This is a genomic window from Escherichia sp. E2748 (assembly GCF_005781125.1).
In the GTDB taxonomy this organism is placed as follows: Bacteria; Pseudomonadota; Gammaproteobacteria; order Enterobacterales; family Enterobacteriaceae; genus Escherichia.
Window position 1 is genome coordinate 139,747 of sequence record NZ_VATP01000019.1, and the last position, 22,094, is coordinate 161,840.

Below are 22,094 nucleotides of genomic sequence, written 5' to 3' on the forward strand. Positions count from 1 at the left end.
CTGTGCGGCACGCCATTTTCGTATAACAAATACAGAGTTACAGGCTGGAAGCTATGTCAAACAAACCATTTATCTACCAGGCGCCTTTCCCGATGGGGAAAGACAACACCGAATACTATCTGCTCACTTCCGATTACGTTAGCGTTGCCGAATTCAACGGCGAAACCACCCTGAAAGTGGAACCAGAAGCCCTGACCCTGCTGGCGCAGCAAGCCTTCCACGACGCCTCTTTCATGCTCCGCCCAGCACACCAGAAACAGGTTGCTTCTATTCTTCACGACCCAGAAGCCAGCGAGAACGATAAGTACGTGGCGCTGCAATTCTTGAGAAACTCCGAAATCGCCGCCAAAGGCGTGCTGCCGACCTGCCAGGATACTGGCACCGCGATCATTGTTGGTAAAAAAGGTCAGCGCGTATGGACCGGCGGTGGTGATGAAGAAGCGCTGTCGAAAGGCGTCTATAACACCTATATCGAAGATAACCTGCGCTATTCACAGAACGCGCCGCTGGACATGTACAAAGAGGTCAACACTGGCACTAACCTGCCTGCGCAAATCGACCTGTACGCGGTAGATGGCGATGAATATAAATTCCTCTGCATCGCCAAAGGCGGCGGTTCTGCCAACAAAACGTATCTCTATCAGGAAACTAAAGCCCTGCTGACTCCGGGTAAACTGAAAAACTTCCTCGTCGAGAAAATGCGCACCCTCGGGACCGCAGCCTGCCCGCCGTACCATATCGCGTTTGTGATTGGCGGCACGTCTGCGGAAACCAACCTGAAAACCGTCAAGTTAGCAAGCGCTCACTATTACGATGAACTGCCGACCGAAGGGAACGAACACGGTCAGGCGTTCCGCGATGTCCAGCTGGAACAGGAACTGCTGGAAGAAGCCCAGAAACTCGGCCTCGGCGCGCAATTTGGCGGTAAATATTTTGCTCACGATATCCGCGTAATCCGCCTGCCGCGTCACGGCGCTTCCTGCCCGGTCGGTATGGGCGTGTCCTGTTCCGCTGACCGTAACATCAAAGCGAAAATTAACCGCGAAGGTATCTGGATCGAAAAACTGGAACACAACCCAGGCCAGTACATTCCGGAAGAACTGCGCCAGGCGGGTGAAGGCGAAGCGGTGAAAGTCGATCTCAACCGCCCAATGAAAGAGATCCTCGCCCAGCTTTCGCAATATCCGGTTTCCACTCGTTTGTCGCTCACCGGCACCATTATCGTGGGTCGCGATATTGCACACGCCAAGCTGAAAGAGCTGATCGACGCCGGTAAAGAACTGCCGCAGTACATCAAAGATCACCCGATCTACTACGCGGGCCCGGCGAAAACGCCTGCCGGTTATCCATCAGGTTCACTTGGCCCAACCACCGCAGGTCGTATGGACTCCTACGTGGATCTGCTGCAATCCCACGGCGGCAGCATGATCATGCTGGCGAAAGGTAACCGCAGTCAGCAGGTTACCGACGCGTGTCATAAACACGGCGGCTTCTACCTCGGTAGCATCGGCGGTCCGGCAGCGGTACTGGCACAGCAGAGCATCAAGCATCTGGAATGCGTTGCTTATCCGGAGCTGGGTATGGAAGCTATCTGGAAAATCGAAGTAGAAGATTTCCCGGCGTTTATCCTGGTCGATGACAAAGGCAACGACTTCTTCCAGCAGATCGTCAACAAACAGTGCGCGAACTGCACTAAGTAACCTCTTCGGCCCAGCGCCTGGCAGCATGCTGCCAGGTGATCCCCCTGGGCCACCTCTTTTGCGATTGTAATTTCACGCTTGCTGGTGAATAGTCAGTATTTTCCCTGACTTGCGAACTCACCATGACCCGCACACTCAAGCCGTTAATTCTTAACATCGGCGCACTGGCGCTAACGTTAATCCTGATTTATACCGGCATTTCGGCCCATGACAAACTCACCTGGCTGATGGAAGTAACACCGGTGATTATTGTCGTGCCGCTACTGCTTGCCACCGCCAGACGTTACCCGTTAACGCCGCTGCTCTATACGCTCATTTTCTTTCACGCCATCATCCTGATGGTCGGCGGGCAGTACACCTACGCGAAAGTTCCCATCGGTTTTGAGGTGCAGGAATGGTTAGGGTTGAGCCGTAATCCGTATGACAAGCTGGGGCATTTTTTCCAGGGGCTGGTGCCTGCACTGGTGGCACGAGAAATTCTCGTGCGCGGAATGTACGTTCGTGGACGGAAAATGGTGGCGTTCCTGGTCTGCTGCGTAGCGCTGGCAATAAGCGCCATGTATGAGTTGATCGAGTGGTGGGCGGCGCTGGCGATGGGCCAGGGAGCGGAGGATTTTCTCGGTACGCAAGGCGACCAGTGGGACACGCAATCCGATATGTTCTGTGCGTTGCTTGGCGCATTAACGACAGTGATATTGCTCACTCGCCTTCACTGTCGCCAGTTACGGCGCTATGGCTTAATCACCAGAGCGCCGGAAGCGATTACACCTTAGCGGTGCAACCAGCCAGGTAGCCAGTCGCCGTGAGTGGTAATCAGGTCGTCAACCAGGGCATAAATTTCGTCAATGCCCAGCACGGCGGCGGTGTGCGGGTCCATCATTGCGGCGTGGTAAACACGGTCACGATTTTCGGTAAGAATGGCTTCGGTCAGCAGCGTCTGTACGTTGATGTTGGTTTGCATCAGGGCGGCCAGATGCGAAGGCAGTGCACCAACTTTGGTTGGCTGAATACCATTGGCGTCAACCAGACAGGCCACTTCCACACAGCATCCTTGTGGCAGGTTATCAATCAAACCATCGTTACGGACGTTGCCGTAAATCACACTCGGCTCACCGGTCCAGATAGCGTTCATAATCGTGCTGGCATATTCCCGTGACGGTTTAATATCAATCCGGGAGGCGTTCTTATACTCCTCCAGCTCTTTATGCCAGTTCGCCAACTGTTCAACACAGCGTTTCGGGTACTCATCCAGCGGCACTTTATAACGCTCAATCAAATCCTCGCGACCTGGCTTAATAAACCACGGCGTATATTCGGCAAAATGTTCTGACGACTCCGTGACGAAGTAGCCCAGCTTTTTGAACATTTCATAGCGCACAATATTCTGGCAACGAGTATTGCCATGAATATTCGGTTTCGGTGCCTGGCCTGCGTCATACGCTGCCAGCAGTTCCGGGTAGAGATTCACGTAACTGCCGTCTGCGGTTTTGCGCTCCAGCTCCAGGTAGAACGCCATATGGTTGATACCAGCGCAACGATAACGCAGCGTGGACGGATCGATATTCAGGTCGCGGGCCAGCTCTTCCGCCGTTCCCTGCACCGAGTGGCACAGCCCCACCTGTTTGATATGCGGATAGCGGGCATACATCGCCCAGGTATTCATCGCCATCGGGTTAACGTAATTGAGCATGGTGGCATCGGGGCAAACTTCCGTCATGTCCTCGCAAATCTGCCACAAGTGCGGAATGGTACGTAGCGCACGCATAATGCCGCCAGGCCCCAGCGTATCGGCAATGGTTTGTTCCAGACCGTGGCGCTTACAGACCTCAAAATCAGTCACCGTGCAGGGTTCATAACCGCCAATCTGAAACGCCACCACCACAAAATCGGCGCCCTGTAAGGCTTCTTTCTGTTCGCTGTGGCAGGTGATTTTGCCGCTGGCTCCTGCTGAATCCATCAGCTTGCGCACCACGATGTGTGACTCTTCCAGCCGTGTGGGATCGATGTCCATCAGAGCGATATGCGCCGTTTTCAGTGCCTCACGGTGAAACACATCACCAAGAATATTTTTAACGAAAATTGTCGAACCAGCGCCGATAAATGTAATTTTGGGTGCAGACATCATGCAGATCTCCTGGCTTGCTTGAATAACTTCATCATGGCAGGCGATACCGCAGAAAACTTCCGGCTTCCCCGTCGAGTATTCCCATAAACTCAGATCCTGAGTGAAGTATCAGTAAATCTGAGTTTATGGGAATAAATTAGCTGAAAAGCAGAGATTTCGGCCTCCTTATCCTTGGACGCTCCCCGCGTCCCTCTGGGAAGAGGGTGAAAACCGTGCTCCCATTCGCAGTCATCCTCCCCCACTCATGTCATAATTCTGATAATCCAGGAAAGAGAGCCATCCATGAATACTGATAACTTTATGTGTAGCAGCGATGAAAAGCAGACCCGCAGCCCGCTATCACTGTATTCAGAATATCAGCGAATGGAGATTGAGTTTCGCGCACCGCATATCATGCCCACCAGCCACTGGCATGGTCAGGTCGAAGTGAATGTGCCTTTCGATGGCGATGTGGAATACCTGATCAACAATGAAAAAGTGAAGATCAACCAGGGGCATATCACGCTGTTCTGGGCCTGTACGCCACATCAGCTAACAGATACCGGAACCTGTCAGAGCATGGCAATTTTTAATCTGCCGATGCATCTGTTTCTCTCCTGGCCGCTGGATAAAGACCTTATAAACCACGTCACTCACGGTATGGTGATCAAATCACTGGCGTCACAGCAGCTTAGTCCGTTTGAAGTGCGTCGCTGGCAGCAGGAGCTCAACAGCCCAAACGAGCAAATTCGCCAACTCGCTATTGATGAAATTGGCCTGATGCTCAAGCGATTTAGCCTCTCTGGCTGGGAGCCGATTCTGGTCAATAAAACCTCGCGTACGCACAAAAACAGCGTCTCGCGTCATGCACAGTTTTATGTCAGCCAGATGTTGGGCTTTATTGCAGAAAACTATGATCAAGCGCTAACCATCAACGACGTGGCCGAGCACGTCAAACTTAACGCCAACTATGCGATGGGGATCTTCCAGCGGGTCATGCAATTGACGATGAAACAGTACATTACGGCGATGCGCATCAACCACGTTCGCGCGTTACTGAGCGATACCGATAAAAGTATTCTCGATATTGCCCTGACAGCAGGCTTTCGTTCGAGCAGTCGCTTTTACAGTACGTTCGGCAAATATGTCGGCATGTCGCCGCAAAAATACCGCAAACTTAGCCAACAACACCGCCAGACACTTCCCGGATAAAGATGATATCAGTATCAGCCAAAAAAATAGTTTAGCTGTCGATAATAAGCAGTGAAAACAACTTTAGAAATCAATGTAATTGTTTGTTTATAAAAATAAAAAAAACAAAAGCGACTGTTTTTTACTCGCTTTACAGCCTGAAATACCCAGAAGATACTTGCCCGCAACGAAGATTCCTTCATAACCGGGTAAGCAATGATGAAAGTATTAATTGTTGAAAGCGAGTTTCTCCATCAGGACACCTGGGTCGGTAACGCCGTTGAGCGTCTGGCGAATGCCTTAAGCCAGCAAAATGTCACTGTCATTAAATCAACCTCATTTGATGACGGCTTTGCCATTCTCTCTTCAAATGAGGCCATTGATTGTCTGATGTTCAGCTATCAAATGGAACATCCGGACGAACATCAAAACGTCAGAGAATTGATCGGTAAGCTTCACGAACGCCAGCAAAATGTGCCGGTCTTCCTGTTGGGCGATCGGGAAAAAGCCCTCGCCGCAATAGATCGCGACCTGCTGGAGCTTGTCGATGAATTCGCCTGGATTCTGGAAGATACCGCCGACTTTATCGCCGGACGCGCCGTTGCCGCGATGACCCGCTATCGTCAGCAACTGTTGCCGCCACTGTTCAGCGCGCTGATGAAATATAGCGACATCCACGAGTATTCCTGGGCCGCACCGGGCCACCAGGGCGGCGTTGGCTTCACCAAAACGCCAGCCGGGCGTTTCTACCATGACTATTATGGTGAAAATCTGTTCCGTACCGACATGGGCATCGAAAGAACTTCCCTCGGTTCTTTACTCGACCATACTGGCGCATTTGGCGAAAGCGAAAAATATGCCGCGCGCGTATTTGGTGCCGATCGCTCCTGGTCGGTCGTCGTCGGGACTTCCGGCTCTAACCGCACCATCATGCAGGCTTGCATGACCGATAACGATGTGGTGGTCGTTGACCGTAACTGCCACAAATCCATCGAACAAGGCTTAATGCTGACTGGCGCGAAACCGGTCTACATGGTGCCAAGCCGCAACCGCTACGGCATTATCGGGCCAATCTACCCGCAGGAAATGCAGCCTGAAACTTTACAGAAGAAAATCAGCGAAAGCCCGCTGACCAAAGATAAAGTTGGGCAAAAACCCTCTTACTGCGTGGTAACCAACTGCACCTACGACGGCGTATGCTACAACGCCAAAGAAGCACAGGATCTGCTGGAAAAAACCTCCGATCGTCTGCACTTCGACGAAGCCTGGTACGGCTATGCGCGCTTTAATCCGATCTATGCCGATCACTATGCCATGCGCGGTGAACCGGGCGATCATAACGGCCCAACCGTTTTTGCTACCCACTCCACTCACAAACTGCTGAATGCGCTGTCGCAGGCATCTTACATTCATGTGCGTGAAGGCCGTGGCGCGATCAACTTCTCCCGCTTTAATCAGGCATATATGATGCATGCCACCACTTCCCCGTTGTATGCCATCTGCGCATCAAACGATGTGGCAGTATCGATGATGGACGGCAACAGCGGCCAGTCTCTGACGCAGGAAGTGATCGACGAAGCGGTCGATTTCCGTCAGGCAATGGCGCGGTTGTATAAAGAATTTACCGACGAAGGAAACTGGTTCTTTAAACCGTGGAATAAAGAAGTGGTTACCGACCCGGAAACTGGCAAAACCTATGACTTTGCCGACGCGCCGAGCAAACTGCTGACCACCGTTCAGGACTGCTGGGTAATGCACCCTGGCGAAAGCTGGCACGGCTTTAAAGATATCCCGGACAACTGGAGCATGCTCGACCCGATTAAAGTCAGCATCCTCGCACCGGGGATGGGAGAAGACGGCGAACTGGAAGAGACTGGCGTACCTGCCGCACTGGTCACCGCCTGGCTTGGTCGTCACGGCATTGTGCCAACCCGCACCACTGACTTCCAGATTATGTTCCTGTTCTCTATGGGCGTAACCCGAGGGAAATGGGGAACTCTGGTTAACACACTTTGCTCTTTCAAACGCCACTACGATGCTAATACACCGCTGGCACAGGTGATGCCGGAACTTGCTGAACAATATCCTGACACTTACGCGAATATGGGTATTCACGATCTGGGTGACAAAATGTTTGCCTGGCTGAAAGAAAACAACCCAGGCGCACGGTTGAACGAAGCCTATTCTGGCCTGCCGGTGGCTGAAATCACCCCGCGTGAAGCCTACAACGCAATTGTCGATAACAACGTCGAACTGGTATCCATTGAAAACCTACCGGGACGTATTGCGGCGAACTCTGTTATCCCGTATCCGCCAGGAATCCCAATGCTGCTCTCTGGCGAAAACTTCGGCGATAAAAACAGTCCGCAGGTAAGCTATTTACGCTCACTACAATCCTGGGATCATCATTTCCCTGGTTTCGAACACGAAACTGAAGGTACCGAAATTATTGACGGTATTTACCACGTGATGTGTGTGAAAGCGTAACCACTATTCCGCTGAAGGCGTAATTGTTTAAATAACATTACGCCGCCTGGCCTGAGGCCTTTTGAGTATGGCAACGTTTTCATAAAAATTGCTGCAAACAAAAATGTCATACTTTTTGCGCGGCCCCACCCCGCGCTTTTTTTTGCCTGTTATTTACACTTTTTCAGCATGTAAAATTTTTTGTACATGAGAAATTACTATAAAAATTTGTAATATTAGTAAAACACGTTATTTTTATGCATGTTTTGATTCGTCATACAATTATATAACCATTTCCCCGTATCGCTCTTCCTGGCGAAAACGGGTCTTTTATTTGCATTCAGGAGTACATGTATGAGGATTTGCAGCGACCAACCTTGTATTGTTTTATTGACTGAAAAAGATGTCTGGTTAAGGGTGAATGGGAAAGAACCTATAAGCCTGAAGGCTAACCACATGGCGTTATTAAGTTGTGAAAATAATATTATTGATGTCTCCTCACTTAATAACACTTTGGTTGCGCATATTAGTCATAACATCATCAAAGATTACCTCCGTTTTCTGAATAAAGATCTCTCAAAAATACCCGTCTGGCAACGAAGCGCCACCCCAGTCCTGGCCTTACCATGCCTGACACTGGACCTCTTTCGCGTCGCTGCTCAACATAGCATGATGCCCGCTGAAACAGAGTCAGAAAAAGAACGCACTCGTGCATTATTATTCACTGTGCTATCACGCTTTCTCGACAGTAAAAAATTCCTTTCTCTTATGATGTATATGTTACGTAATTGTGTAAGTGATAGCGTTTATCAAATAATTGAAAGCGATATTCATAAAGACTGGAATCTTAGTATGGTAGCCAGCTGTTTATGTCTAAGCCCCAGCCTGTTAAAGAAAAAACTGAAAAGTGAAAACACCAGTTATAGCCAAATAATCACCACCTGCCGTATGCGTTATGCCGTAAATGAATTAATGATGGACGGCAAAAATATCTCACAGGTATCACAATCCTGCGGCTACAACAGCACTTCCTATTTTATATCTGTATTTAAAGACTTCTATGGTATGACGCCTCTCCATTATGTTAGTCAGCACAGAGAACGTTCTGTCGCCTGATTTATAACCTGAACGAAGAGCTATATTAATAACAGCATCAGCGATAACCCGGTTGAGGATAATTCAACGCGCGAGTGTAGGCGTATGATATGACGTAATTTATTGTCACGAAGCTCGCCTTCGCAGGAGTTTAATTATGTCTTCGGATGCTGACGCTCACAAAGTGGGCTTAATCCCCGTCACCCTGATGGTGTCGGGGAATATTATGGGGTCAGGTGTTTTTCTGTTACCTGCAAACCTGGCCTCGACAGGCGGGATAGCCATATATGGTTGGTTGGTGACGATTATCGGTGCGCTGGCTTTGTCGATGGTCTACGCCAAAATGTCTTTCCTTGATCCCAGCCCTGGCGGTTCATATGCCTACGCGCGCCGCTGCTTTGGCCCTTTCCTCGGGTATCAAACAAACGTTCTCTACTGGCTGGCCTGCTGGATCGGCAATATTGCCATGGTGGTCATTGGCGTGGGGTATTTAAGCTACTTCTTCCCTATCCTCAAAGATCCGTTGGTATTAACCATCACCTGTGTGGTGGTGCTGTGGATCTTCGTTCTGCTTAATATCGTCGGTCCAAAAATGATCACCCGCGTGCAGGCTGTCGCCACTGTGCTGGCGCTGATCCCCATTGTCGGAATTGCAGTATTCGGCTGGTTCTGGTTCCACAGTGAAACGTATATGGCAGCCTGGAACGTGAGTGGTCAGGGTACTTTCGGTGCGATTCAAAGTACCTTAAACGTCACGTTGTGGTCGTTTATCGGGGTAGAAAGTGCTTCCGTTGCGGCGGGCGTAGTGAAAAACCCGAAACGCAACGTGCCTATCGCCACCATTGGCGGGGTGTTGATTGCCGCCGTCTGCTATGTACTCTCGACCACGGCAATTATGGGGATGATCCCTAATGCCGCGCTGCGCGTTTCCGCCTCACCTTTTGGCGATGCGGCGCGGATGGCGCTGGGTGATACCGCTGGGGCCATTGTCTCCTTCTGCGCAGCGGCAGGTTGCTTAGGCTCGCTGGGCGGCTGGACACTACTGGCCGGGCAAACGGCGAAAGCGGCTGCCGATGACGGCCTGTTCCCCCCCATTTTTGCCCGCGTTAACAAAGCGGGTACTCCGGTTGCCGGGTTGATTATCGTTGGTATTCTGATGACTATCTTCCAGTTCAGTAGCATCTCGCCAAACGCCACCAAAGAGTTTGGTCTGGTGTCCTCCGTATCGGTAATCTTTACCCTCGTGCCTTATCTTTACACCTGTGCCGCTTTACTGCTTTTAGGTCACGGTCACTTTGGCAAAACGCGTCCGGCGTATGTGACCATCACGACTATCGCCTTCCTTTACTGTATCTGGGCGGTGGTCGGTTCTGGCGCAAAAGAGGTCATGTGGTCATTCGTCACTCTGATGGTGATCACTGCCATGTACACGCTGAACTACAACCGGATGCATAAAAACCCCTATCCTTTAGATGCACCGACCAGTAAAGATTAAGCCTCTCTTAATCCAGCAAACGCATAAGCCAACCTTAAGAACTTAAGGTTGGCTTAACTTTGCTTTGCGAACATATGCGCACTTTGTTCGATGGAAACACCGTGATGTTGAAGCGCCTTCTAAAAAGACCCTCTTTGAATTTACTCGCCTGGCTATTGCTGGCCTCTTTTTATATCTCTATCTGCCTGAATATTGCCTTTTTTAAACAGGTATTACAGGCGTTACCGCTGGATTCACTGCATAACGTGCTGGTTTTCTTGTCGATGCCGGTCGTCGCCTTCAGCGTGATTAATATTGTCCTGACACTAAGCTCTTTCTTATGGCTTAATCGCCCGCTGGCATGTCTGTTTATTCTTGTCGGCGCATCAGCGCAATATTTCATCATGACTTATGGCATCGTCATCGACCGTTCAATGATTGCCAATATTATGGATACCACAGCGGCGGAAAGTTATGCGTTGATGACGCCGCGGATGTTATTAACGCTAGGGTTAAGCGGCGTACTTGCCGCGCTGATTGCCTGCTGGATAAAAATCAAACCTGCCACCTCGCGCCTGCGCAGTGTTCTTTTCCGCGGAGCCAGCATCCTGATTTCTATACTGCTGATTGTGCTGGTCGCCGCACTGTTTTATAAAGACTACGCCTCGCTGTTTCGCAACAACAAAGAGCTGGTGAAATCCTTAAGCCCCTCTAACAGCATTGTTGCCAGCTGGTCATGGTATTCTCATCAACGACTGGCGAATCTGCCGCTGGTACGTATTGGTGAGGATGCTCGCCGCAACCCGTTAATGCAAAATGGAGATCGGAAAAACCTGACCATTTTGATCGTCGGTGAAACTTCACGGGCGGAAAACTTCTCGCTCAACGGCTACCCGCGTGAAACTAACCCGCGGCTGGCGAAAGATAACGTGGTCTATTTCCCAAATACTGCGTCTTGCGGCACAGCAACGGCTGTTTCTGTACCGTGCATGTTCTCGGATATGCCGCGCGAGCATTACAAAGAAGAGCTGGCACAACACCAGGAAGGCGTGCTGGATATCATTCAGCGGGCGGGTATCAACGTGCTTTGGAATGACAACGATGGCGGCTGTAAAGGCGTCTGCGACCGCGTGCCTCACCAGAACGTCACTGCGCTGAACTTGCCTGGTCAGTGCATCAACGGCGAATGCTATGACGAAGTGCTGTTCCACGGGCTGGAAGAGTACATCAATAACCTGCAGGGAGATGGCGTGATTGTATTACACACCATCGGCAGCCACGGCCCGACCTATTACAACCGTTATCCGCCGCAGTTCAGGAAATTTACCCCTACTTGCGACACCAACGAGATCCAAACCTGCACGAAAGAACAACTGGTGAACACTTACGACAACACGCTGGTCTACGTCGACTATATTGTTGATAAAGCGATTAATCTGCTGAAAGAACATCAGGATAAATTTACCACCAGCCTGGTTTATCTTTCTGATCACGGTGAATCGTTAGGTGAAAATGGCATCTATCTGCACGGCCTGCCTTATGCCATCGCCCCGGATAGCCAAAAACAGGTGCCAATGCTGCTGTGGCTGTCGGAGGATTATCAAAAGCGGTATCAGGTTGACCAGAATTGCCTGCAAAAACAGGCGCAAACGCAGCACTATTCACAAGACAATTTATTCTCAACGCTGTTGGGATTAACCGGTGTTGAGACGAAGTATTACCAGGCTGCGGATGATATTCTGCAAACTTGCAGGAGAACGACTGAATGAAAATTCTAATTGTTGAAGACGATACACTGTTATTGCAGGGATTGATTCTGGCGGCGCAAACGGAAGGCTACGCCTGTGATGGCGTCACAACCGCACGGATGGCGGAACAAAGCCTGGAAGCTGGTCATTACAGTCTGGTGGTGCTGGATTTAGGTTTACCTGACGAAGACGGGCTGCATTTTCTCGCCCGCATCCGGCAGAAAAAATACACCCTGCCGGTGCTGATCCTCACCGCCCGCGACACTCTGACCGACAAAATCGCCGGGCTGGATGTCGGGGCTGACGACTATCTGGTGAAGCCTTTTGCGCTGGAAGAGTTACACGCCCGCATTCGCGCCCTGCTGCGACGCCATAATAATCAGGGCGAAAGCGAGTTGATTGTTGGCAACCTGACGCTGAATATGGGTCGCCGTCAGGTATGGATGGGCGGTGAAGAACTGATTCTGACGCCGAAAGAATATGCTCTGCTGTCACGGTTGATGCTCAAGGCAGGCAGCCCCGTGCATCGGGAAATTCTCTACAACGACATCTATAACTGGGACAACGAACCCGCGACTAACACCCTGGAAGTGCATATCCACAACCTGCGCGATAAAGTGGGTAAGTCGCGCATCCGTACCGTACGCGGTTTTGGCTATATGCTGGTCGTAAATGAGGAGAACTAATTGAATCTGATGCGTTTTCTGCGTCGTCCAATATCGCTACGCCAGCGGCTAATATTGACCATCGGGGCCATTTTGCTGGTGTTTGAGCTGATCAGCGTCTTCTGGCTATGGCATGAAAGTACCGAGCAGATTCAGCTATTTGAGCAGGCGTTACGCGACAATCGCAACAACGATCGCCACATCATGCGTGAGATCCGCGAGGCGGTCGCCAGCCTGATTGTCCCCGGCGTGTTTATGGTCAGCCTGACGCTATTTATCTGCTATCAAGCGGTACGGCGCATCACCCGTCCGCTGGCGGAGTTGCAAAAAGAGCTGGAAGCGCGCACCGCCGACAACTTAACGCCCATTGCCATTCACAGTGCCACCCTCGAAATCGAATCGGTGGTTTCGGCTTTGAACGATCTGGTATCTCGCCTGACCAGCACGCTGGATAACGAACGCTTGTTTACCGCTGACGTCGCTCACGAACTGCGAACGCCGCTGGCGGGGGTACGTTTGCATCTGGAGTTGCTGGCGAAAACGCATCACATTGATGTAGCGCCGTTAGTGGCGCGGCTTGATCAGATGATGGAGAGCGTCTCCCAGTTGTTACAACTGGCGCGTGCGGGTCAGTCATTTTCATCCGGTAATTATCAGCATGTAAAACTGCTGGAAGATGTGATTCTGCCCTCGTATGACGAGTTAAGTACCATGCTCGACCAGCGTCAGCAAACCTTGCTGTTGCCAGAGAGCGCCGCCGACATCACCGTTCAGGGTGATGCAACCCTGCTGCGGATGTTATTGCGAAACCTGGTAGAAAACGCCCATCGTTACAGCCCACAAGGCAGCAACATTATGATTAAGCTGCAAGAAGATGGCGGTGCGGTAATGGCGGTTGAAGATGAAGGGCCAGGTATTGATGAGAGTAAATGCGGGGAGTTAAGCAAAGCGTTTGTACGAATGGACAGCCGTTATGGCGGAATTGGTCTGGGATTAAGTATTGTCAGCCGCATCACGCAGTTGCATCACGGGCAGTTTTTCCTGCAAAACCGGGAAGAAACCTCCGGCACGCGTGCCTGGGTACGGCTGAAGAAAGATCAGTACGTGGCAAACCAGATATAGAGAAAGCTGCTGACTACCAGCACGCTGAACACGGTAGTTAAACGTTCATAAATACGGTTTTTCATTGCACTCTCCTCCGTTAACCTGGAGGAGAGTATGCGCGCCAGAGATTAAGTGAACCTTAAGAGTTCGGTTGTAAGCCTGATAAGACAGCGTCGCATCAGGCCATCCATTTCAGATTACTCATCAATACGCGGATGTTGCTGCACCAGGCGAGAACGTTTCGCCTGCAAATCGGCAATCTCGTGGTCAATATCCTCGATTTTTTGCTCAATATTATCGTAATGCTCAACAAGAATTTCCTTCGCTTCCTGTAAATCTGACGCCGCTGGCGTCGCACCTTTCAATGGCTGATTCGCCGTCTCTTTCATGGTTACGCCGGTGATTAAACCAACCACCGCCACGACCATCAGGTAATAGGCAGGCATCATCAGATTCTGCGAGCTTTCGACCAGCCAGGCCGCCAGTGTTGGCGTCAGACCAGCAATCAGCACCGAAATATTAAATGCCGCCGCCAGTGCACTGTAACGGATATGCGTCGGGAACATCGCTGGCAGCGTTGAGGCCATAACACCCGTAAAGCAGTTAAGGATCACTGCCAGCATCAACAACCCGGCGAAAATCAGGCCGATGATATTACTGTTAATCAGGATGAACGCCGGGATCGCCAGCGCAAACAGCGCAACACTGCCGAGGATCACAAACGGACGACGGCCAAAACGGTCACTAAGCAGCCCCATCACCGGTTGCACAAACAGCATACCAATCATAATGGCGATAATAATCAGCACTCCGTGGTCTTCGGAGTAGTGCAGGTTATGCGACAAATAACTCGGCATATAGGTCAGCAGCATGTAGTAAGTGACGTTGGTGGCAATCACCAGGCCAATACACGTCAACAAACTGCGCCAGTGTTTGGTGGCAATCTCTTTAAACGAGACTTTCGGACCATCCTGCAAACCTTCCCGGTCGCCCTGCTCCAGTTTCTCAACATGTTGCTGGAAAGCTGGCGTCTCTTCCAGCGCATGGCGCAAGTAAAGCCCGATAATCCCTAAAGGCAGAGCGATAAAGAACGGAATACGCCAGCCCCAGTCGAGGAAGTTTTCTTCACCGACGATGGTCGAAATTAACACCACCACGCCCGCACCCAGCACAAACCCGGCAATAGAACCGAAATCCAGCCAACTGCCCATAAAGCCGCGTTTACGGTCAGGGGAGTATTCCGCAACAAATATCGACGCCCCGGTATATTCGCCCCCTACCGAGAATCCTTGCGCCATCTTACAGATCAACAACAGAATCGGTGCCCAAATACCAATAGAGGCGTAGGACGGTATTAAGCCAATACAGAACGTACTGATCGACATAATCACAATGGTGATCGCAAGGATCTTCTGGCGACCATATTTATCGCCCAACATACCGAAGAAGAGCCCGCCAAGCGGTCGAATCAGAAAGGGAACGGAGAAGGTGGCAAGTGCAGCAACCATCTGCACGCTGGGGTCAGCCCCCGGGAAAAAGACCTTACCTAATGCGTAGGCAACAAAACCATAAACACCAAAATCGAACCATTCCATTGCATTACCCAGCGATGCTGCGGTAATGGCTTTGCGCAGTTTACCGTCATCAATAATAGTGACGTCACGAAGGGTAATCGGTTTTACTTTTTTCCTTTTCAGCATAGCTTTCCTCGCAGAGTAAGCCCATTTCCGCACACGTCAGGCAAATAACGTGGCGCCCGCAAAAGGGAAGCGGGAATTGCAGGGTGCAATCTCTGTAACAAGCGTAGCGGGTTTACTTACACGTTCCGATTAAGAATTGTACAACCAAACCAGTTGACGCCTGAATTGGGCAGTTAATGACCTTTTTACCCTACCAGCGTTTAAATTTGTGATCAACTTCACATATGGATTTCGTTAAACACTCACCAATGTAACTGATTATTTACACGCAATTTACAGAGAAGATTTCCTCGACCATGGCCTCCACCAGGCGTTGTGCTGAACAGAGCCGTGGCATCCCTACCGCGACAGTTTGCCAACGTTGGGTCACCGACCAGCAAACGGGCTGTTTATCTGCATCGGACCACTTACCCAACCAACCTAAAAAGTCAGCATGATCACCACCGCTTAGAGCTGTGGGTGATGTGAACCATTGGTGGTAATAATGACGAGTAGTCGGTGCCGCGTTGATACTTTCAGCCAGATATTGCGTCGCTTTCACGCGCAAATCATCAAGCAACAACGCTGCCGCTTGCGGACTTCCCAGACGGCAGGCATCGCCAAACGCCCCCCAACGCAGTTCTTCCAGAACGATGAAACCACGTCCAGGCAGCGACCAACTGTCATACGCACCGGCACGCCAGCGAGTAAAAATTTGCTCGCTCTGTTCGCCCGCCTGCACCAGCAACCCTCGTTGCGTTAAGGCTTTTTCCTTCCAGTGACAACGGGCTGAAAACCACTCATATAAAGCGGTAATTTGCTGCTGGAGTTCCGGGAAAGCGGATTGTGGGCGGAGATCCCTTTTTTGCAGTAACGCCAGATATTGTGCGATCTGTGTCAACGCCAGATGACCGGGGTCAAGCATTGCCGCCAGTTTTTCCACCAATGCCAGGCGTAGACTAAGCGGCGCATTTAACATTCCGGCATTCGCCCACGTCTGAAGCTGTGTGCGAGCAAGGATCTCCTGCATCAGTCGTTCACGAAACTGCTGCTGATGGGCTTGCGGATGGCGGGTATCATCGCCCAGCGCCAGATCCACTAAAAAGCGGGGATGAATCGACTCCAGCACACGACCGGGGCCGTCCAGTAACGTCTTTGTCAATACTGTTCTGCCGTGAAAAGAGTTTGAATATCATCGCGTAACAACTGAGAGTCCGTATAAATCCAGCCGTGCGTTGTTGCAGTCTGCTGCAATTGCTGCTGCATAATTTTCACCACGGATTCATTTTGCTGTCGCAAAGCCAGACTTTCGCGTAAACGCGTGTGTAATTCCGTCAAACATACAGCGAAATCAGCGAAAAATGTGCTCATTCCTGCCGTGACAGAATCATCGACCTGAACCGCTAAAACTTTAGCCATTTGTTGGCAATAGAGGTCAATTTCTTCGGTTAACGTACGTTGTAGCACACTGTAATCAACGGTCTTCGTCGGGGATTTATCACTACTCCGTCCCCAGTCTGGTTGATTCAACCAGCGCGAGAAAGTCTCACGTACAACACCTAAACGGGTGACTTGCTCATCCGGTATTTCCTGGAGTGATATTGCATCGCTGAATAGCTGGCGAGTATTGAAGTGGGGAACCACGCTGCGAAAAACAGGAAACTCAAATCCAGGGCGAAACCCAGACTCACTCAATGCCACTTTAACCCGTTGTTCAATGGGACGAATAACATCGGTTAGTACCCGGCAAAGGGTTGATTCCAGTTCAGCAAAACGCAGCGTGAAATCCCGGCTGATTTGGGTCTGTGCCGTCTGTAACAGTGTCTCGCAGCGAGTACGAATCTCGCTTAATGGCCACGAATCATGTTGAAACAGCACGGCTAACTGGGCATTCACCTGCTCTTGCTGCTGACGCAAAAAGTCGTTGGCTGATGTCAGGGCCAGCTCTATTTCATGTTGAATCTCACCGCTCACCTGCGTCTGATTGAGTTGCAATAGCTGCAAATTTTCTTCGAGTTGGTGGATATTTTGCCGCAATAGCTCGCAGGCGACAGTCAGGCCGTGGGCGCGAAAATCAAGGTACTCCCGCGCCTGCTGGGCGTAATTCAACAATTTATGCGAGGCAGAACGCAGAGCGTACAACGACGCGTTGGCATACGCGGCATGAAGCAACGCCTGCACCGGCTGTTCAAATAACGAGTCTTCCCACAATTGCTCAACTGCATGGCGAATATGGTCGATATCCTCCAGATCCGCGTTACACCAGCGCCTGCCGAGCGCCGCATGAGCAAAATCCTCCACCCAGCGTTGCTGTTGAGGATCGGGCAACCTGCCGCTGCTGGCTAACTCATGGCGCGCCCGATTCGCCAGATAGCCCCACATCGACGATACCGGAAATATCTGCCCTGGCGTAACACAGCCTTTCATCAACGTCCCGGAAATCAGCGCCCGCACCTGTTCGGCATCGTCGCTGTTACGATCCTGCTGATCGAATTTATTGACCAATACATACAGCGGTACTGACTTGCCGACGGCCATAACCGCCGCGCGCACCTCTTCATCGGAGATCGATTTCAGTTGCGTATAATCCATCACTGCCAGCACCGCAGAAGCGTGCGCCAGCTGCTCATTAAGCATTTTTTGCAGATGTGGTTGTCCGGCTTCGTTTGGCCCGGGAGTATCCAGTAATGTTAACTGCCCCGGATAACTTTCCAGTCCCGCCAGATGGACGAACTCCACTTCAATCACCGGAATATGTTCAATGGCGGCGTAAGCAGAAAAAGGAAAATCAACGTCCAGCGCTTTCGCCATGCGCACCAAATCATTCAAACTTTTCAGACAATGAAAAATAGGCTGGGCGCCCAGGTAATATTTTTCGAAAGCGACGCCATTTTCGATCCGCTGCATAAGTGCACGCATATCTTTATCTATTTCCAGCAGATCGGTCAGATGCTTAATATCGCAATCACGCAGGCGTTGTTGTAATTGTTGAATTAAACAATCGATTGGCGCGACATGTGAAAAATGCAGCACGGGTTCTTTTTGCCCCGGAGTATGGCGAATAAGCGTTGGCAGCGCAGTCATAGGGCGATTGCGATTAGGAAGAACTTCAGTGCCAACAATGGCATTAATGGTGGTTGATTTCCCTGCTTTCATTGTGCCGACAATCGCCAGCACCATTTCCAGACGGGAAATTTTACGCAGCTCATTATTCAGCATCGCGTGGCGCTCGACGATATTATGCTGACTCCAGGGTAAAGTCAGAGGCGGCGCCACTTCTCCAGCAGGTACAGTGAGAGGCATTTTTTCCAGTAACTGCAACTGTTGTCGGGAAAGCAGTAACAGACGTTCCGCCTCCTGACTTAACTCATATATTGTCTGTGTGCACATGGAAAGTTCTTCCTTAAAGCAAATTTTATTACTTTTATTTAGCCAGTTCGTTTTTTAGTTCTGTTTTCGGCTTTTATAATTACTGCGGGAAATAATTTATATTTAATTTGTTGTTTTTATTAGAATGACGACGTCTCTTCCGACACGTTTAAAAGTCAGAAAGATAAAAAACAATTAAATAAAAAAAAGAACAAGAATAAAGTTAACCTTATCTCAAATAATAAACTGAGGCAAAAAGATTATTTTCTTTTTGCCTTCTCTTTCAAATGAAAACGATCGTCGTCTAAAATCAGCAGTACCCCCGACAAACTCAGGGATTTTGTGTATAATTGCGGCCTTTTTCGGCAATCTGCCGTTTTTTGGCGCTTTTGCCCCGCTGACTTTTGAGGAAATCCACATGTCATTACCACACTGCCCAAAATGCAACTCCGAATACACTTACGAAGATAACGGCATGTATATCTGCCCGGAATGCGCCTACGAATGGAACGACGCAGAACCTGCACAGGAAAGTGACGAGCTGATCGTTAAAGATGCTAACGGCAACCTGCTGGCTGACGGCGACAGCGTTACCATCATTAAAGATCTGAAGGTGAAAGGTAGCTCTTCGATGCTGAAAATTGGCACCAAAGTGAAAAACATCCGCCTGGTTGAAGGCGACCATAACATCGATTGCAAAATCGACGGTTTTGGTCCGATGAAACTGAAATCTGAGTTCGTGAAAAAGAACTGATTGTATTGCTCAATGTAATGTTGGCACATGATCGGTAGGCCGGATAAGGCGCTCGCGCCGCATCCGGCAACGGTGCCAGATGCCTGATGCGACGCTCGCGCGTCTTATCAGGCCTACAAATTCCCGCACACCCGCACCATCCGTAGGCCGGATAAGGCGTTCACGCCGCATCCGGCAACAGTGCGACTGCCTGATGCGACGCTCGCGCGTCTTATCAGGCCGCCTCTCACCTGTACAAATTTCGAACTACACTTAACTGGCTTCTCTTAACTGAGGTCACCATCATGCCGTTAAGTCCCTACCTCTCTTTTGCCGGTAACTGTGCCGACGCAATTGCTTATTATCAACGCACATTGGGCGCGGAACTGCTCTATAAAATCAGCTTCGGCGAAATGCCGAAATCAGCGCAGGACAGCGCCGAAGGCTGCCCTTCCGGGTTGCAATTTCCCGATACCGCCATCGCCCATGCTAACGTGCGTATTGCCGGAAGCGATATCATGATGAGCGATGCCATGCCGTCAGGAAAAGCCAGCTACTCCGGCTTTACGCTGGTGCTCGATTCGCAACAGGTCGAAGAAGGAAAACGCTGGTTTGATAACCTTGCAGCTAACGGAAAAATCGAAATGGACTGGCAGGAAACCTTCTGGGCGCATGGCTTCGGCAAAGTCACCGATAAATTTGGCGTACCGTGGATGATTAATGTCGTCAAACAACAACCAACGCAATAACCCGCCGGGAGGCCCGCCCTCCCGCACTGTCATCGAATTCCCGTTAACTCTTCATCTGTTAGTCACTTTTAATTAACCAAATCGTCACAATAATCCGCCACGATGGAGCCACTTTTTTAGGGAGGCTGCATCATGCAAACGATTATCCGTGTCGAGAAGCTCGCCAAAACCTTCAATCAGCATCAGGCGCTGCACGCGGTTGATCTGGACATTCATCATGGTGAAATGGTGGCTCTGCTTGGGCCGTCGGGTTCCGGCAAATCCACCCTTTTACGTCACTTAAGCGGTTTGATTACCGGCGATAAATCTGTCGGTAGCCATATCGAGCTGCTGGGCCGCACTGTCCAGCGCGAAGGCCGTCTGGCGCGCGATATCCGCAAAAGCCGCGCCCATACCGGCTACATCTTCCAACAATTCAACCTGGTGAATCGCCTGAGCGTACTGGAGAACGTGCTGATTGGCGCGCTCGGCAGCACGCCGTTCTGGCGCACCTGTTTTAGCTGGTTCACCGGCGAGCAGAAACAGCGCGCGTTACAGGCGCTGACCCGCGTTGGCATGGTGCACTTTGCTCATCAGCGCGTTTCCACCCTCTCCGGCGGCCAGCAGCAACGTGTGGCGATTGCCCGTGCGCTGATGCAGCAGGCGAAGGTAATTCTGGCGGACGAACCGATCGCCTCGCTGGACCCGGAATCAGCGCGCATCGTGATGGACACCCTGCGCGACATCAACCAGAACGACGGCATCACCGTGGTCGTCACGCTGCATCAGGTGGATTACGCCCTGCGCTACTGCGAACGCATCGTCGCCCTTCGTCAGGGGCACGTCTTCTACGACGGCAGCAGCCAACAGTTTGATAACGAACGTTTTGACCATCTCTACCGCAGCATTAATCGCATCGAAGAGAACGCGAAAGCTGCCTGACATCCCCATCATTGAGGAAAACGAATGAACGCTAAGATAATTGCCTCGCTGGCCTTCACCAGCATGTTCAGCCTCAGCACCCTGTTAAGCCCGGCGCACGCCGAAGAGCAGGAAAAGGCACTGAATTTCGGCATTATTTCAACGGAATCACAGCAAAACCTGAAACCGCAATGGACGCCATTCTTACAGGATATGGAGAAGAAGCTGGGCGTGAAAGTGAACGCCTTCTTTGCCCCGGACTACGCGGGCATTATCCAGGGAATGCGCTTCAACAAAGTGGATATCGCCTGGTACGGCAACCTGTCGGCAATGGAAGCGGTGGATCGCGCCAACGGCCAGGTCTTCGCCCAAACGGTCGCGGCGGATGGATCGCCGGGTTACTGGAGCGTGTTGATCGTCAACAAAGACAGCCCGATCAACAACCTGAACGATCTGCTGGCGAAGCGAAAAGATCTCACCTTCGGCAATGGCGATCCTAACTCCACCTCTGGCTTCCTCGTCCCCGGTTACTACGTCTTTGCCAAAAACAATATCTCCGCCAGCGACTTCAAGCGCACCGTCAACGCCGGACATGAAACCAATGCGCTGGCCGTCGCCAACAAGCAGGTGGATGTGGCGACCAACAACACCGAAAACCTCGACAAGCTGAAAACCTCCGCACCGGAGAAGCTGAAAGAACTGAAAGTGATCTGGAAGTCGCCACTGATCCCAGGCGATCCGATCGTCTGGCGCAAAAATCTGTCCGAAACCACCAAAGACAAGATCTACGACTTCTTTATGAACTACGGCAAAACGCCGGAAGAGAAAGCGGTGCTGGAGCGTCTGGGCTGGGCGCCGTTCCGCGCCTCCAGCGACCTGCAACTGGTACCCATTCGCCAGCTCGCGCTGTTTAAAGAGATGCAGGGCGTAAAAGGCAATAAAGGACTGAATGAGCAGGACAAGCTGGCGAAAACCACCGAGATTCAGGCACAGCTGGATGACCTGGACCGCCTGAACAACGCGTTAAGCGCGATGAGTTCGGTGAGTAAAGCGGTGCAGTAATGTGCTCGATCGGTCCCCTCTCCCACAGGGAGAGGGAGAAAACATTAAACGGAGC

At 51.0% G+C, this 22,094-nt stretch carries 18 protein-coding genes; 13 read left to right on the top strand and 5 right to left on the bottom strand.

Annotation, left to right across the window (positions count from 1 at the left end; genetic code table 11):
- Nucleotides 1-53 precede the first annotated feature (53 nt).
- Nucleotides 54-1,700: a class I fumarate hydratase gene (gene fumB, locus FEK42_RS15700; protein WP_135493278.1), complete on the top strand. Its 1,647-nt coding sequence runs from the start codon at nt 54-56 to the stop codon at nt 1,698-1,700.
- A gap of 122 nt (nt 1,701-1,822) precedes the next feature.
- Nucleotides 1,823-2,473, top strand: coding sequence for a DUF2238 domain-containing protein (locus FEK42_RS15705; RefSeq protein WP_135493277.1), 651 nt, complete (start codon nt 1,823-1,825; stop codon nt 2,471-2,473).
- Here FEK42_RS15705 and melA read toward each other — a convergent pair.
- Complete coding sequence (gene melA, locus FEK42_RS15710) at nt 2,470-3,825, bottom strand: alpha-galactosidase (protein ID WP_135493276.1); 1,356 nt, start codon at nt 3,823-3,825, stop codon at nt 2,470-2,472. The genes FEK42_RS15705 and melA overlap by 4 nt on opposite strands.
- Before the next feature lie 282 nt (nt 3,826-4,107).
- Between melA and melR the strand changes: the two genes are divergently transcribed.
- The 7 genes from melR to pmrB all read left to right on the top strand — a co-directional run bounded on the left by melR (nt 4,108) and on the right by pmrB (nt 13,565).
- Nucleotides 4,108-5,016: a transcriptional regulator MelR gene (gene melR / locus FEK42_RS15715; protein ID WP_131161355.1), complete on the top strand. Its 909-nt coding sequence runs from the start codon at nt 4,108-4,110 to the stop codon at nt 5,014-5,016.
- Between the two features lie 198 nt (nt 5,017-5,214).
- Complete coding sequence (adiA, locus tag FEK42_RS15720) at nt 5,215-7,482, top strand: arginine decarboxylase (protein WP_130206100.1); 2,268 nt, start codon at nt 5,215-5,217, stop codon at nt 7,480-7,482.
- 333 nt (nt 7,483-7,815) lie between these two features.
- A complete protein-coding gene (gene adiY / locus FEK42_RS15725) occupies nt 7,816-8,577 on the top strand; it encodes a DNA-binding transcriptional activator AdiY (protein ID WP_130221796.1) in 762 nt (253 codons plus the stop codon).
- A 136-nt stretch (nt 8,578-8,713) separates the two neighbouring features.
- Entirely contained in the window at nt 8,714-10,051 is a 1,338-nt protein-coding gene (gene adiC / locus FEK42_RS15730) for an arginine/agmatine antiporter (RefSeq protein ID WP_130259497.1), read from the top strand.
- Nucleotides 10,052-10,155: 104 nt separating this feature from the next.
- Nucleotides 10,156-11,799, top strand: a complete 1,644-nt coding sequence (gene eptA, locus FEK42_RS15735; protein WP_130205909.1) for a phosphoethanolamine transferase EptA — start codon at nt 10,156-10,158, stop codon at nt 11,797-11,799.
- Nucleotides 11,796-12,464 (top strand): two-component system response regulator BasR, encoded by a 669-nt coding sequence (gene basR / locus FEK42_RS15740; RefSeq protein WP_130259495.1) that lies wholly within the window; start codon nt 11,796-11,798, stop codon nt 12,462-12,464. Before eptA ends, basR begins: the two co-directional genes overlap by 4 nt.
- Nucleotides 12,465-13,565, top strand: coding sequence for a two-component system sensor histidine kinase PmrB (gene pmrB / locus FEK42_RS15745; RefSeq protein WP_165383162.1), 1,101 nt, complete (start codon nt 12,465-12,467; stop codon nt 13,563-13,565).
- On the opposite strand, the gene pmrR is transcribed toward pmrB, so the two are convergent.
- From pmrR to crfC, 4 genes are all read right to left on the bottom strand, one after another.
- Nucleotides 13,541-13,630 (bottom strand): LpxT activity modulator PmrR, encoded by a 90-nt coding sequence (pmrR, locus tag FEK42_RS15750; protein WP_074399408.1) that lies wholly within the window; start codon nt 13,628-13,630, stop codon nt 13,541-13,543. The two genes, pmrB and pmrR, sit on opposite strands and share 25 nt — an antisense overlap.
- A gap of 114 nt (nt 13,631-13,744) precedes the next feature.
- The gene (proP, locus tag FEK42_RS15755; protein ID WP_130205905.1) at nt 13,745-15,247 is read right to left on the bottom strand and encodes a glycine betaine/L-proline transporter ProP; all 1,503 of its coding nucleotides are present in this window, start codon (nt 15,245-15,247) and stop codon (nt 13,745-13,747) included.
- A gap of 262 nt (nt 15,248-15,509) precedes the next feature.
- Nucleotides 15,510-16,388 (bottom strand): diguanylate cyclase regulator RdcB family protein, encoded by an 879-nt coding sequence (locus tag FEK42_RS15760; protein ID WP_135493275.1) that lies wholly within the window; start codon nt 16,386-16,388, stop codon nt 15,510-15,512.
- Nucleotides 16,385-18,616, bottom strand: a complete 2,232-nt coding sequence (gene crfC / locus FEK42_RS15765; protein ID WP_138211886.1) for a clamp-binding protein CrfC — start codon at nt 18,614-18,616, stop codon at nt 16,385-16,387. The genes FEK42_RS15760 and crfC overlap by 4 nt, the downstream gene beginning before the upstream one ends.
- Before the next feature lie 397 nt (nt 18,617-19,013).
- Between crfC and FEK42_RS15770 the strand changes: the two genes are divergently transcribed.
- The 4 genes from FEK42_RS15770 (at nt 19,014) to phnD (ending at nt 22,039) form a co-directional block, all read left to right on the top strand.
- The gene (locus FEK42_RS15770) at nt 19,014-19,349 is read left to right on the top strand and encodes a zinc ribbon domain-containing protein YjdM (RefSeq protein ID WP_001300891.1); all 336 of its coding nucleotides are present in this window, start codon (nt 19,014-19,016) and stop codon (nt 19,347-19,349) included.
- Between the two features lie 284 nt (nt 19,350-19,633).
- On the top strand, nt 19,634-20,077 hold the full coding sequence (gene yjdN / locus FEK42_RS15775; protein ID WP_130205897.1) for a VOC family metalloprotein YjdN: 444 nt from the start codon (nt 19,634-19,636) through the stop codon (nt 20,075-20,077).
- 132 nt (nt 20,078-20,209) lie between these two features.
- Entirely contained in the window at nt 20,210-20,998 is a 789-nt protein-coding gene (gene phnC / locus FEK42_RS15780) for a phosphonate ABC transporter ATP-binding protein (protein ID WP_135493274.1), read from the top strand.
- A gap of 24 nt (nt 20,999-21,022) precedes the next feature.
- Nucleotides 21,023-22,039, top strand: coding sequence for a phosphonate ABC transporter substrate-binding protein (phnD, locus tag FEK42_RS15785; protein ID WP_000991997.1), 1,017 nt, complete (start codon nt 21,023-21,025; stop codon nt 22,037-22,039).
- Nucleotides 22,040-22,094 lie beyond the last annotated feature (55 nt).

Bases quoted from the DNA above. Each gene is read 5' to 3' on its own strand.
- fumB (WP_135493278.1), top strand. From the start codon at position 54: ATGTCAAACAAACCATTTATCTACCAGGCGCCTTTCCCGATGGGGAAA.
- FEK42_RS15705 (WP_135493277.1), top strand. From the start codon at position 1,823: ATGACCCGCACACTCAAGCCGTTAATTCTTAACATCGGCGCACTGGCG.
- melA (WP_135493276.1), bottom strand. From the start codon at position 3,825: ATGATGTCTGCACCCAAAATTACATTTATCGGCGCTGGTTCGACAATT.
- melR (WP_131161355.1), top strand. From the start codon at position 4,108: ATGAATACTGATAACTTTATGTGTAGCAGCGATGAAAAGCAGACCCGC.
- adiA (WP_130206100.1), top strand. From the start codon at position 5,215: ATGAAAGTATTAATTGTTGAAAGCGAGTTTCTCCATCAGGACACCTGG.
- adiY (WP_130221796.1), top strand. From the start codon at position 7,816: ATGAGGATTTGCAGCGACCAACCTTGTATTGTTTTATTGACTGAAAAA.
- adiC (WP_130259497.1), top strand. From the start codon at position 8,714: ATGTCTTCGGATGCTGACGCTCACAAAGTGGGCTTAATCCCCGTCACC.
- eptA (WP_130205909.1), top strand. From the start codon at position 10,156: ATGTTGAAGCGCCTTCTAAAAAGACCCTCTTTGAATTTACTCGCCTGG.
- basR (WP_130259495.1), top strand. From the start codon at position 11,796: ATGAAAATTCTAATTGTTGAAGACGATACACTGTTATTGCAGGGATTG.
- pmrR (WP_074399408.1), bottom strand. From the start codon at position 13,630: ATGAAAAACCGTATTTATGAACGTTTAACTACCGTGTTCAGCGTGCTG.
- proP (WP_130205905.1), bottom strand. From the start codon at position 15,247: ATGCTGAAAAGGAAAAAAGTAAAACCGATTACCCTTCGTGACGTCACT.
- crfC (WP_138211886.1), bottom strand. From the start codon at position 18,616: ATGTGCACACAGACAATATATGAGTTAAGTCAGGAGGCGGAACGTCTG.
- FEK42_RS15770 (WP_001300891.1), top strand. From the start codon at position 19,014: ATGTCATTACCACACTGCCCAAAATGCAACTCCGAATACACTTACGAA.
- yjdN (WP_130205897.1), top strand. From the start codon at position 19,634: ATGCCGTTAAGTCCCTACCTCTCTTTTGCCGGTAACTGTGCCGACGCA.
- phnC (WP_135493274.1), top strand. From the start codon at position 20,210: ATGCAAACGATTATCCGTGTCGAGAAGCTCGCCAAAACCTTCAATCAG.
- phnD (WP_000991997.1), top strand. From the start codon at position 21,023: ATGAACGCTAAGATAATTGCCTCGCTGGCCTTCACCAGCATGTTCAGC.